This window comes from Sorangium sp. So ce381 (assembly GCF_051473845.1).
Lineage (GTDB): Bacteria > Myxococcota_A > Polyangia > Polyangiales > Polyangiaceae > Sorangium > Sorangium atrum.
The window spans coordinates 2353362-2365220 of record NZ_CP150336.1; the positions used below are offsets into that span (position 1 = coordinate 2353362).

Here is an 11859-nt window from a genome sequence, read left to right on the forward strand (position 1 = left end):
CATGATGGACGTCCGCGGGCGAACAGTGATCGTCGTGGGGCTCGGCCGGAGCGGCGTCGCGGCCGCGCGCCTCCTGAACGCGCGCGGCGCGCGCGTGATCGCGAACGACGGCGCGCCGCGCGAGCGGCTCTCCGCCGCGGCCGCGGCCCTTGAGGGCGAGGGCGTCGCCCTCGCGCCGGGAGGGCACGACCCGGCGCTGTTCGACGGCGCCGACCTCGTGGTCGTCTCGCCGGGCGTGCCGTCGTTCCCCGCGCTCGACGCCGTCGCTCGCTCCGGGCGCGAGGTCATCGGCGAGCTCGAGCTCGCGTCGCGCTTCGTCTCGGCGCCCGTCGTGCTCGTCGGCGGGACCAACGGCAAGAGCACGACGACGGCGCTCACGGGCGTGATGCTCGAGCGGGCCGGCCTGCGCACGTTCGTCGGCGGCAACTTCGGGACTCCCCTCGCCGAGGTCGTCGACCAGACGTGGGACGTCCTCGTCCTCGAGATCTCGAGCTTCCAGGCGGAGCGCGTCCCGACGCTGCACGCCCGCGCCCACGCGCTGCTGAACATCACGGACGATCACCTCGACCGCTACCCGAGCTTCGCGGCGTACGCCGACGCGAAGGGCAACCCGTTCGAGCGCATGACGCCCGACGACGTCGCGGTCGTCCCCCTCGGCGACGAGCTCGTCGCCCGCCAGGCGGCGCGCGGGCGCGCCCGCGTCGTGACGTTCAGCGCGCGCGACGCCCGCGCGGACGTGAGCGCCGCGGGGGACGCGATCGTCGACCGCGTCGCCGGCGCGAGCTACCCGCTGGATCGCGTGCGGCTCACGGGCGCGCACAACCTCGCGAACGCCTGCGCCTCCGTCGCGCTCGCCGCCGCGCTCGGCGCCCCCGCGGCGGCTATCGGCGACGCGCTCTCGAGCTTCGAGGGGCTCGCGCACCGGACCGCGCTCGTCGCGGACGTCGACGGTGTCCGCTATTACGACGACTCGAAGGGGACCAACGTCGGCGCCTCCGTCGCCGCGCTCTCTGGCCTGCGCGAGGCGAAGGCCGTCCTGATCGCGGGCGGGCGCGACAAGCTCGGCGACTACGCCCCGCTCGTCTCGGCGCTGCGCGAGCGGGGGCGCGCCCTCGTCGTCCTCGGCGAGGCCGCGGACCGCATCGCCGCTGCGGCCGCCGGCGCCCTGCCGATCGCGCGGGCGGGCTCGATGGAGGAGGCGGTCCTGGCGGCGCGCTCCCTCGCGCGGCCGGGCGACGCGGTGCTGCTCAGCCCCGCGTGCTCCAGCTTCGATATGTTCCGCGACTACAAGGATCGCGGCGACGCCTTCGTCCGCGCGGTCCGCGAGCTCCAGGGAGCTGCCGGCGTTGCCGCCGGGGAGGTGGCGTCGTGATGTCGTGGAGCGGCGCGTTCGGCGCGCGCGGCGATGCGCCCAAGAACCGGCACGTCGGTCCCACGGACCAGGAGAAGGCGGCGCCGGGCGGGATCGCGGCGGCCGCCGAGGCCTTCTGGAAGGTGCGATCGAGCCCGTCGGGGCCGGTCGACGCCCTGCTCGCGGCGGTCGTCACGGCCCTCATCGGCTTCGGCGTGGTGATGGTCTACAGCGCGAGCGCCGTCGAGGCGACGGTGCGCTACAAGGACGCCCAGTTCTTCCTCAAGCGTCAGGCGGTCTACGCGGTCCTCTCGGTCGCCGCGATGTGGATCACGAGCCGCATCGATCACCGCCGGCTCAAGGTCCTCACGTACCCGGTGCTCATCACCGTCACGGCGATGCTCGTCGCCTGCGTGGCGGGGCTCGGCCACAAGGCCGGCAACGCCTACCGATGGATCTCGCTCGGCCCGGTCCACGTGCAGCCGGCCGAGGTGGCCAAGCTCGGCATCGTGCTCTGGCTCGCCTACTCGCTGTCGAAGAAGGCCGAGCGCATCAAGTCGTTCTCCGTCGGCTTCCTCCCGCACCTCCTCGTCGTCGGGCTCTTGATGCTCCTCTGCCTCAAGCAGCCCGACTTCGGCAGCGCTGTCGTGCTGCTCTTCCTGACCTTCACGCTGCTGTTCGTGGCGGGCGCGCGCGTCCCGTACATCGCCGCTTTCTCCATGCTGCTGGCGCTCGCCGGCGCCGCGCTCGTTCGCTTCAGCGGCTACCGCTACGCGCGCTACCTCGCGTGGATCGACATGGACAACAACCGCGCGGACCTCGCCTACCAGCCGTTCCAGTCGGTCATGAGCTTCGGCTCGGGCGGGCTCTTCGGCCTCGGCCTCGGGCGAGGGCTGCAGGTGCTCTACCTGCCGGAGGCGCACACCGATTTCGTGTCCGCGATCGTCGGCGAAGAGCTCGGCTTCGTCGGCATCGTCGGCCTGTGCGCGGCCTACCTCGTCATCGTCTCGCGGGGCGTGAAGATCGCCCTCGAGGCGGCCGACGACTACGGCAGCTTCATGGCGTTCGGCATCGCGACGCTCTTCGGGGTGCAGGCGATGACGAACCTCGCCGTCGCGATGGCGATCCTCCCCACGAAGGGGCTCACGCTGCCGTTCCTCAGCTATGGCGGCTCCTCGTTGCTCGTGAACGCCGTGGCCGCAGGCATCCTGCTCAGCATCAGCCGGTCGCGGACCGTCGTGGCGCCCGAGAAGCGCGGCGAGGCGGGTGCTGCGCCGATCCCGCACGCGCCGAGCGCGTCGGCCGTGGTCGCCGCGTCGGCCGAGGAGGGCGGCACATGGTGACCGTGCTCATCGCCGGAGGCGGCACCGGTGGCCACGTCTTCCCGATGATCGCCGTGGGCGACGCCGTCCGCGCCGCGGCGCCCGACGCGCGCGTCGTCTACGTCGGCACCGCGCGCGGCATCGAGGTGCGCGTGATGGGCGAGCGCGGCGACGACCTCGAGCTGCTCCACGTCCTGCCGCTCCGCGGGGGCGGCCTCGCCGGCTTCGTGCGCGGCGCTGCCCGCGCGAGCAGCGTCCTGCCGGAGGCGAGGCGGCTCGTCGAGCGGCTCGACGCCCGCGTGGCGCTCTCGCTCGGCGGGTACGCCGGCGGACCGGTCTCCCTCGCGGCCCGCTCGCTCGGCGTGCCGGTCGCGATCCTGGAGCCGAACAGCGTCCTCGGGCTCTCGAACCGGCTGCTCTCGCCCATCGTCGATCGCGCGTACGTCGCCTTCCCGGAGACGGCGCGCGCGCTGCGCCCGAGCACCGTGCGCCTCTTCGGCGTCCCCCTCCGGCGCGCCTTCGCCCGCGCCCCGTACGCGCCGCGCGAGGGCGCGCTCCGCCTGCTGGTGCTCGGCGGCAGCCAGGGCGCGCTGGCGCTGAACGACGTCGTCCCTCGCGCGATCGCGCGAGGCCGCGAGCGCGGCGTCGAGCTCGAGGTGGTGCACCAGACGGGCAGGGATCGCGAGGCGGCGGTCCGGTCGCTCTACGCCGAGCTCGGCCTCGCGGGGCGCGCGCGCGTCGTCCCGTTCATCGACGGCGTGGCGGAGGCGCTCGCCGCGGCCGACGTCGTGATCGCCCGCGCGGGCGCGTCGACGCTCGCCGAGCTCTGCGCCGTCGGGCGCCCTTCAATCCTGATTCCCTACCCGTTCGCGGCCGACAATCACCAGCTGAGGAACGCGCAATCCCTCGAGCGGGCCTCCGCCGCGGTCGCCATCGCGCAGGCCGACGCCACCGAGACGCGCCTCGCCGACGAGATCATCCGGCTCGCGGCGGCCCCGGCGCTCCGCGCCCGCATGGCGGACGCCGCGGCGGCCTTCGGCACGCCGGACGCCGCGGCGCGCGTCGCCGCCGATCTGCTCGAGCTCGCGCGGGCTCCGCGCCACCGCGCGCTGCGCTTCCCCACCCTGGGCGCTCGCGGCGAGCGCGTCGACGAGGCGCAGCGCGGCGTCGTGACGAACCAGGCCGCGCCGCTCGGCGCTGGCCTCGGCTGGGAGGAGGCAGGTTGATGTTCCGCGGTCGCGTTCGCCACGTCCATTTCGTCGGCATCGGGGGCGTCGGGATGAGCGGCCTCGCCGAGATCCTGCGCTCGCTCGAGTTCGAGGTCTCCGGCTCGGATCTCAAGGAGAGCTCGACGACGCGGCGGCTCACGTCGCTCGGCGTCCGGATCGACATCGGCCACCGCGCCGAGAACGTCCGCGGCGTCGATGTCGTCGTGTACTCGAGCGCCATCCGCCCCGAGAACCCCGAGCTCACCGAGGCGCGCGCGCTCGGCACCCCGGTGATCGGGCGCGCGGAGATGCTCGCCGAGCTGATGCGCGTGAAGTACGGCGTCGCGATCGCGGGCTCGCACGGCAAGACCACGACGACCTCCCTGGTCGCCACCGTCCTGCGCGCCGCCGGCCTCGATCCCACCGTCGTCGTCGGCGGCAAGATGGCGGCGCTCGGCACGAACGCGCGGCTCGGCGCCGGTGACCTGCTCGTCGCCGAGGCCGACGAGAGCGACGGATCGTTCCTGCGGCTCACCCCGACGATCGCGGTGGTCACCAACATCGACCCCGAGCACCTCGATCACTACGGCACGCACGAGCGCATCAAGGACGCCTTCGTCGAGTTCGCCGCGCGCGTCCCGTTCTACGGGCTCGCCGTGCTCTGCCTCGACCACCCGCACGTCCAGGATCTGCTCCCGCGCATCCCGCGCCGCCACGTCACGTACGGCGTCTCGCCGCAGTCGGACTACTCGGCGCGCGGCATCCAGTTCCGCGGCCTCGAGACGAGCTTCAACGCGTACCGCCGGGGGGAGCCGCTCGGCGGCTTCACGGTGAAGATGCCGGGCGCGCACAACGTCCTCAACTGCCTCGCCACCATCGCGGTCGCGGACGAGCTCGAGGTGCCGCTCGACGTCACCAAGCAGGCGCTGGCCACGTTCGGCGGCGTCGCTCGCCGCTTCACGGTCGTCGGATCGATCGGCGGCGTCACGATGATCGACGACTACGGCCACCACCCGGCCGAGATCCGCGCCACCATCGACGCGGCCCGCCGGGCGTTCCCCGGCGAGGATCACCGCGTCGTCGTGGCCTTCCAGCCGCACCGGCACACCCGCACGCGCGATCTCTTCGACGAGTTCACGCGCGCCTTCAACCAGGCCGACGTCCTGCTCGTCACGGACATCTACGCCGCGGGCGAGCCGCCGATCCCCGGCGTCACCGCGGACCGCCTCGTCCAGTCGATCCGGGAGCACGGCCACCATGACGCGCGCTTCATCGCCGACAAGGCCGACCTCCCGGAGGCCCTCGAGAAGATCGTCCGGCCCGGCGACGTGGTCATCGCGCTCGGCGCGGGCGACGTGAACGCGTGCGTGCGGGGGCTCAAGGCGCGGCTCGAGGCGAAGTCGCCGCCGCAGGAGGGCAGCTCATGACCGAGCGTCCCAGCGCGCCCCCGCCGAACCGCCGCCGCACGCTGCCCTCGGTGCCCGCGGCGCCGCCGGTCCGGGCGGCCTCCGCGCGCGGCTCGAAGCCCGAGCCCGTCGCGGCGGTGCCGCCGAAGAACGAGCGCGTGCGCGCGTCGACCCCGTCGTCGCACGAGTCGCCGGCCCCGCCGGCGACGAGCGTCTCCGTGCGCCCGCCGCGCCCGCCGGCGAAGGACGGCGCGCCCCCCGCGGCGCGCCCTCGGCGGCCGATCGCGCGCCACCTCCGCGCGCTGCAGCTGCTCGCGGGCGCCGCCGTCGTGCTCGTCGCCTCGACCGCCGTCGCGTGGGGCGCGCGCCGCTACATCGTGTCGAGCCCTCGCTTCGCCGTGCGCACGGTGCTCGTCGACGGCGTCCAGCGCCGGACCGCTGAGCAGGTGGCCAGCTCCGGCGGCATCGAGGTGGGCAAGAACATCTTCACGCTCGATCTCGAGCTCGCCGGCGCCTCGATCGCCACCGACCCCTGGATCGAGAAGGCGACGGTCACGCGCAGGCTCCCCTCGACGATCCACGTCGACGTCGTCGAGCGCGAGGCGCAGGCCATGGTCGCGATCGGCGGCGATCTCTACCTCGCGACGCGCGACGGCGAGCTCTTCAAGGAGCTCGCCGAGGACGACCCTGTCGACCTCCCCATCGTCACGGGGATCACCGGCGAACAGGTGGCGCGGGATCGCCCCGGCGTCGTCATCGCGGTCCGGAGCCTGCTCGACGTGGTCGAGGACCTGGAGCGCGCCGGCGTCGCGCGCCGCTATCCGACCCAGGAGCTCCACGTCGAGCGGGACGGGTCGATCGTCGCCACCATCGGGAAGGAGGCGATCTCGCTCCACCTCGGGCAGCCGCCCTACCGGGACAAGGTCGCCCAGGCGTCGCGGGTGCTCACCGAGCTCGCCCAGCGAAAGGCGAGCGCGTCGGTGATCTTCCTCGACAACGACGCGCACCCCGAGCGCGTCGTGGTGAGGATGAGATGAGCGCCGTCGTGCCCGCTCTCCGCGCCGGCGATCGCCGAGCAAAACTTGGCCGGTGCTGCTGGCTCATGGCAGCGTCGTGCCCGCCTTACACGCGCATGGGGCTCGTCCCCGCATGAGGTGGTGCACGCAATGAAGAGCCGGATGGAGACTACTGAGATCGTCGTCGGACTCGACATCGGGACGACCAAGGTCTCGGCGGTCGTTGGCGAGATCGACGCTGATGGGATCACCATCCTCGGGGTGGGCAACGTCCCGTGCCGCGGCCTGCGGAAGGGCGTGGTGAGCAACATCGACTGGACGGTGCGCTCGATCGCCGAGGCGATCGAGGCCGCCCAGACGATGGCGGGCGTCGAGATCCGCACCGTGTATGCCGGCGTCGCGGGCAGCCACATCCGCTGCCAGCAGTCCGACGGCGTCGCCGCGGTCTCCGGCGGCGAGGTCACGCGGCTGGACGTCGAGCGCGTCCTCGAGGGCGCGCGGGCCATCCCGGTCGACGCCGATCGTCAGATCCTGCACGTCCTGCCGCGCGAGTTCACGGTCGACAACCAGGACGGCATCCGCGACCCGGTCGGGATGAGCGGCGTCCGGCTCGGGGTGAAGGTGAACCTGATCACCGCCGCGACCTCGTGCGTGCAGAACGTCGTCCGCTGCGCGGAGCGCTGCGGCCTCACCGTGGCCGACGTGGTGCTGGAGCCGCTCGCGAGCGCCGAGGCGGTCCTCTCCGAGGACGAGAAGGAGATCGGCGTCGCCATCATCGACATCGGCGGCGGTACGACCGACCTGCTCCTCTACGTGGACGGCGGAATCGCGCACGCCAGCGTCATCCCGGCGGGCGGCAACAACGTGACGGCCGACATCGCCGCCGGGCTGCGCACGCCGATGGGCGAGGCCGAGCGCCTGAAGCGCAACGCCGGCTGCGCCCTGGGCCGAATGGTGGGCGACGAGGAGGAGATCGAGGTCCCCGGCGTCGGCGGGCACATGCCGCGCAAGGCGGCGCGCCGCGTCCTGTCGGACATCATCGAGCCTCGCGTCGAGGAGATCTTCGCGGTCATCCGCAAGCGGATCGAGGACACGGGGATGCTCGAGCAGCTCTCGGCCGGCGCGGTGGTCACCGGCGGCGGCGTCCTCATGGAAGGGATGACGGAGTTCGCCGAGGAGATCCTCGGGATGCCCGTGCGCCTCGGCGTGCCGGTCGGCGTGCGAGGCATCACGCAGCTCGTGGCCGGCCCGCAGTACGCGACCGGCGTGGGCCTCGTTCAGTACGGCGCCAACGCACTCGCGCAGGCGCGCGCGCTCACGCCGGTGACGCTCGACGCCGGCCACGCAGGACGCGCGGAGATCCGTCGCGAGAAGCTCCGCGAGCGCGAGCTGCGTCGAGATGTCGTCGAAGAAATGCCGATTGAAAAGAGGTCGAGCGGGAGGTTCTGGAACTGGCTTCGAGCAGCATTCTAGGCATGACGTGGCAAGAGAAAGTTGTTAGAGAATTGGGTTTGAGAGGGTCCGATAGCGCACCGGCGATCGCTCTTGAGCGCGACGTCAAGAGAGTTTGAAGCGCGGTGTTCGAAGGGGAAGAGGCGCCCCTCCGAAGACCGTCCGGAGCGAGGACGTCCTCGCGCACTGAGGGTTCCGAGCCGCTCGACCTCCGCAGGGGTCGGCGCCGGGCCGAGCGGCTAGCTGTACTTCCCCGGGAGGAGTTCATGAGTTTCTCCATCGAGTTTGCCGACGAGCACACCGGGTACGACGCCCGGATCAAGGTCATCGGTTGTGGCGGTTCTGGTGGCAATGCAGTCAACACGATGATCAACTTCGGCCTCGAGGGCGTGGAGTTCATCGTCGTCAACACCGACGCCCAGGCGCTCGGATCGAGCCTCGCCCCGACCAAGCTCCACATCGGGGCGAGCGTCACGCGCGGTCTCGGCGCCGGCGCCGATCCCGAGAAGGGCCGCAAGGCGGCGCTCGAGGACGTGACGCGGGTGAAGGAGTGCCTCCAGGGCGCGGACATGGTGTTCGTCACCGCGGGGATGGGCGGCGGCACGGGCACGGGCGCCGCGCCGGTCATCGCGCAGCTCGCGCGCGAGGAGGGCTGCCTCACCGTCGGCGTCGTGACGAAGCCGTTCTTCTTCGAGGGCAAGCAGCGCTCGCGCCGCGCCGAGCTCGGCCTTGCGATGCTCGCGGAGCACGTCGACACGCTCATCACGATCCCGAACCAGAAGCTCCTCTCGCTGGGCGACGAGGACCTCTCGTTCGTCGAGGCGTTCCGCAAGGCGGACGAGGTGCTCTATCAGGCGATCAAGGGCATCAGCGATCTCATCACGCAGAACGGGATCGTGAACGTCGACTTCGCGGACGTGAAGACGGTGATGTCGAACATGGGCCGCGCGCTCATGGGCACCGGCTGCGCGAAGGGGCAGGGCCGCGCTCGCCTCGCCGCCGAGATGGCCGTCAGCTCGCCGCTGCTCGACGACATCTCGGTCGAGGGCGCGACCGGCGTGCTCATCAACATCGTCGGCGGCCCCGACATGCGGATGCGCGAGATCGAGGAGGCCGCGACGCTCGTGCAGGAGCAGGCGCACGAGGACGCGAACATCATCTTCGGCGCGACGATCGACGAGAACATGGGCGAGATGATCAAGGTCACGGTCATCGCGACCGGCTTCGATCACCTCGTCGCCGAGGTCCCGCAGCAGCTCGCGAGCGCCACGCAGCCGCGCGCCACCGCGCACTCGATCGGAGCGTCGCTGGCCGCGGCGGCAGGGCCGATGTCGGGCCGCTCCGCCCCGAGCGTTCCTCCCATGCCCATGACGCAGCGCCAGCCGCACCGGCACGAAGAGGTCGCGTATCCGACCACCCGCCGGCCCGCGCCGCAGGTGCAGGCGGCAGGCGGCGGCCCGCGCGACCGCGCGAGCTTCGTCCCTCCGCTCGACTCCGACTGGGACACGCCCGCGTTCCAGCGCCGGGGCCAGTAGCAGCGCCGCAGCCCGCACGGAAGAACTCCCGGTGCGCAGCCACCGCGGGCGTTCACGCTGTATTACGCGTTGACAGGCGCGCACGACGACTTATGGTCAGCCGGCGCCTGTGCCCGCTGTCGGGCAGGATCGACGCGGCGGTCCACGATTCATGAGTGAAAAGCGCGACTTCTACGAAGTTCTTGGCCTCGCGCGGGACGCGACGCCTGACGACATTCGCAAGGCCTATCGTCAGGCTGCGTTGAAGAACCATCCGGACCGGAACCCCGGCGATGCGTCGGCGGAGGCCCGCTTCAAGGAGGCCACGGAGGCGTACCAGGTCCTCTCCGATGAGGAGAAGCGCAGGCGGTACGACCAGTTCGGGCACGCCGGTCTCGAGGGGATCGGCGGCGCGGCCGACGGCGACATCTTCTCTCACTTCCAGGACATCTTCTCGGAGTTCTTCGGCGGCTTCGGCGGCGGGCAGCGCCGGCGGCGCGGGCCCGCGCGCGGCCAGGACATCCGGGTTCAGCAGCGGCTCTCGCTGCGGGACGCGTTGCTCGGCTGCAAGCGGGAGGTCGTCCTGCGCACGCCGGTGGCGTGCGACGACTGCTCCGGCTCGGGGGCGAAGCCGGGGACCAAGCGCAAGCCGTGCGGTACGTGCGGCGGCGCCGGGCAGGTCTCGACCTCGCGCGGCTTCGTGATGTTCACGCAGACGTGCCCCGAATGCTCGGGCGAGGGGTCTGTCATCAAGACGCCTTGCGCCACCTGCAAGGGGTTCGGCGCGGTCGAGAAGACGCGGAAGGTCGTCGTCAATTTCCCGGCCGGCATCGACGGCGGCCAGCGGCTCAGGGTACCGGGGCAGGGCATGCCGGGCGCCCAGGGCGCGCCGCCCGGCGATCTGTACGTCGACGTCGATCTCGCCGCGGACGAGCGCTTCGAGCGCGACGGGCTCGACCTCATCACGCGCGCGCCCATCTCCTTCGCCGACGCGGCGCTCGGCAGCACGGTCAAGATCGACCTGCCCGACGACACGGCGGTCGACGTCGAGGTCCCGGCGGGCGTGCAGCCCGGCGAGGTGATCTCGGTCAAGGGCAAGGGCGCGCCCCGGATCGACGGTCGCGGCCGCGGAGCGCTCCAGGTGATCATCCAGGTCGAGGTGCCGCGGAACCTGTCGCCTGCGGCGCAGGAGCTGCTCCGCAGGTTCCAGGACGAGGTAGCCAAGCACCAGCCGGCGGCGAAGGCGGCGACCGCGTAGCGCTGCTGGTCGACGAGCTGCGGCCAGCGCTGCGGCGTGGGGCGGCGCTGCGCGGAGACGAAGTCGGGGACGCGCGGGCGCGGCGCCGACGACCGGCGAGCTGGCAGGATTTCCGGCGCCAGGCGTGAGCCTGCGGCGCGTTCAGCGCGTCGTGCCGATCCAGGCGCCTGCGCAAGCGAGGCTGAAAGCGATGGGGGCGAGCGCGGCCGCGAACACGACCGCGACGGGCGCCGCGAGGCCGAGCAGCACGAGAGAACCGAGGATGGCGAGCGCCGCCGAGGCGGCCGGCTCCAGGATGCTGCCCGTCGACGAGGCCCGGGCGACGAGATAGCCAGCCACGGGAAAGGCTGCGATCGCCCCTGCGACGAGCAAGAGGAGCGGCGCCGCCGCGGCGGTCGAGGCGTCGCCCCGGTCCACCGCCGCGAAGTCGACGCCGAAGCGGTGGCCGAGCGCGACAGCGGCCGCGAGCGCGGTCGTCATCACCCCGACCGTGACGAGCGCGCCGAAGGCGATCCACGTGAGCGTCACCGGTCGTTCGGTGCGTCTGAGCGCCTCACGCAACGTTCCGAGCGACGGCGGAGCGATTCGCGGAAGGAAGCGGCGCTCCCTGCGCTGCGAGCTGTGCGGCGACGCGCCTCGGCGGAGCAGGTCGCGGGCCGCGAGGAAGGTCACGAGGCCGGTGCCGAGGAGCACCGGCGCCGCGATGAAGAGCGCGACCGGGCGGCACGCAAAGACGATGTAGTCGTAGGCGCCGTTGAGCAGCATCGCGCCGAGCCACATGGCGTTGAAGCGGCGGCCGCCCAGCGGCCGGGTGCGCTCGCGGCCCAGCGCGTAGCCCCAGAGCGAGGCGAAGAAGAGGTGCGCCGGCACGGCGAGGAGGGCCCGCGCGATGTCGAGCGGGTCCAGCGGCCGGCCCCACAGGTACACGGCGTTGCGGGCCGACACGAACCCGAGCGCCGCGGCGGCCGCGTAGACGAGCCCATCGAACGGCTCCTCCACCGCGCGCAGCCGCGCGAACGGCGCGACCGCCGCCACCTTGAGCCCCTGCTCCAGCGGCGCCGTGACCACGAAGATGTAGACGAGCGTGACGGCGTCGAGCGTGCTGGCGGACTTGTCGAGGCCTTGCCAGCGCTGGAGGAAGGTCTCGATGAGCAGCGCCGGCACGAACGCGAGCGCGCCGAGCAACGCGGTCCCCACCGCGAACCGGCGCCTGCCATAGAGGCGCTGCGACCAGACGAGGAGCGCGGCCAGCCCTCCGAGCGGCGCGGCGACGGTGGCGAGCCAGAGGAGCGCGGCGGCGGCGTTCATGGGCGCGAGAAGTGGGGCGGCGGA

At 72.7% G+C, this 11859-nt stretch carries 9 protein-coding genes; 8 read left to right on the top strand and 1 reads right to left on the bottom strand.

The features are described 5' to 3' along the window. Window position 1 precedes the first annotated feature (1 nt). The 8 genes from murD (at window position 2) to dnaJ (ending at window position 10527) form a co-directional block, all read left to right on the top strand. Window positions 2–1372, top strand: coding sequence for a UDP-N-acetylmuramoyl-L-alanine--D-glutamate ligase (gene murD, locus WMF29_RS08940; RefSeq protein ID WP_437328443.1), 1371 nt, complete (start codon window positions 2–4; stop codon window positions 1370–1372). Further along, window positions 1372–2694 carry a putative lipid II flippase FtsW gene (gene ftsW / locus WMF29_RS08945; RefSeq protein ID WP_437331098.1) on the top strand — a complete coding sequence of 441 codons (1323 nt, stop codon included), beginning with the start codon at window positions 1372–1374 and terminating at the stop codon, window positions 2692–2694. Before murD ends, ftsW begins: the two co-directional genes overlap by 1 nt. Next, window positions 2688–3899, top strand: coding sequence for an undecaprenyldiphospho-muramoylpentapeptide beta-N-acetylglucosaminyltransferase (murG, locus tag WMF29_RS08950; RefSeq protein ID WP_437328444.1), 1212 nt, complete (start codon window positions 2688–2690; stop codon window positions 3897–3899). The genes ftsW and murG overlap by 7 nt, the downstream gene beginning before the upstream one ends. Continuing rightward, the gene (gene murC, locus WMF29_RS08955) at window positions 3899–5308 is read left to right on the top strand and encodes a UDP-N-acetylmuramate--L-alanine ligase (protein WP_272101351.1); all 1410 of its coding nucleotides are present in this window, start codon (window positions 3899–3901) and stop codon (window positions 5306–5308) included. The genes murG and murC overlap by 1 nt, the downstream gene beginning before the upstream one ends. Continuing rightward, window positions 5305–6324 (top strand): FtsQ-type POTRA domain-containing protein, encoded by a 1020-nt coding sequence (locus WMF29_RS08960; protein ID WP_437328445.1) that lies wholly within the window; start codon window positions 5305–5307, stop codon window positions 6322–6324. The genes murC and WMF29_RS08960 overlap by 4 nt, the downstream gene beginning before the upstream one ends. A gap of 141 nt (window positions 6325–6465) precedes the next feature. After that, on the top strand, window positions 6466–7776 hold the full coding sequence (ftsA, locus tag WMF29_RS08965) for a cell division protein FtsA (protein ID WP_437328446.1): 1311 nt from the start codon (window positions 6466–6468) through the stop codon (window positions 7774–7776). Between the two features lie 245 nt (window positions 7777–8021). Next, window positions 8022–9290 (top strand): cell division protein FtsZ, encoded by a 1269-nt coding sequence (gene ftsZ, locus WMF29_RS08970; protein ID WP_437328447.1) that lies wholly within the window; start codon window positions 8022–8024, stop codon window positions 9288–9290. A gap of 151 nt (window positions 9291–9441) precedes the next feature. Further along, the gene (gene dnaJ / locus WMF29_RS08975) at window positions 9442–10527 is read left to right on the top strand and encodes a molecular chaperone DnaJ (protein ID WP_437328448.1); all 1086 of its coding nucleotides are present in this window, start codon (window positions 9442–9444) and stop codon (window positions 10525–10527) included. A gap of 141 nt (window positions 10528–10668) precedes the next feature. Here the strand turns inward: dnaJ and WMF29_RS08980 are convergent, their stop codons facing one another. Then, the gene (locus tag WMF29_RS08980) at window positions 10669–11835 is read right to left on the bottom strand and encodes a PrsW family intramembrane metalloprotease (protein ID WP_437328449.1); all 1167 of its coding nucleotides are present in this window, start codon (window positions 11833–11835) and stop codon (window positions 10669–10671) included. Between the last annotated feature and the right edge of the window lie 24 nt (window positions 11836–11859).

Coding starts and splice junctions, on each gene's coding strand:
- murD (WP_437328443.1), top strand. CDS start 2: ATGATGGACGTCCGCGGGCGAACAGTGATCGTCGTGGGGCTCGGCCGG.
- murG (WP_437328444.1), top strand. CDS start 2,688: ATGGTGACCGTGCTCATCGCCGGAGGCGGCACCGGTGGCCACGTCTTC.
- dnaJ (WP_437328448.1), top strand. CDS start 9,442: ATGAGTGAAAAGCGCGACTTCTACGAAGTTCTTGGCCTCGCGCGGGAC.
- WMF29_RS08980 (WP_437328449.1), bottom strand. CDS start 11,835: ATGAACGCCGCCGCCGCGCTCCTCTGGCTCGCCACCGTCGCCGCGCCG.
- ftsZ (WP_437328447.1), top strand. CDS start 8,022: ATGAGTTTCTCCATCGAGTTTGCCGACGAGCACACCGGGTACGACGCC.
- WMF29_RS08960 (WP_437328445.1), top strand. CDS start 5,305: ATGACCGAGCGTCCCAGCGCGCCCCCGCCGAACCGCCGCCGCACGCTG.
- murC (WP_272101351.1), top strand. CDS start 3,899: ATGTTCCGCGGTCGCGTTCGCCACGTCCATTTCGTCGGCATCGGGGGC.
- ftsA (WP_437328446.1), top strand. CDS start 6,466: ATGGAGACTACTGAGATCGTCGTCGGACTCGACATCGGGACGACCAAG.
- ftsW (WP_437331098.1), top strand. CDS start 1,372: ATGTCGTGGAGCGGCGCGTTCGGCGCGCGCGGCGATGCGCCCAAGAAC.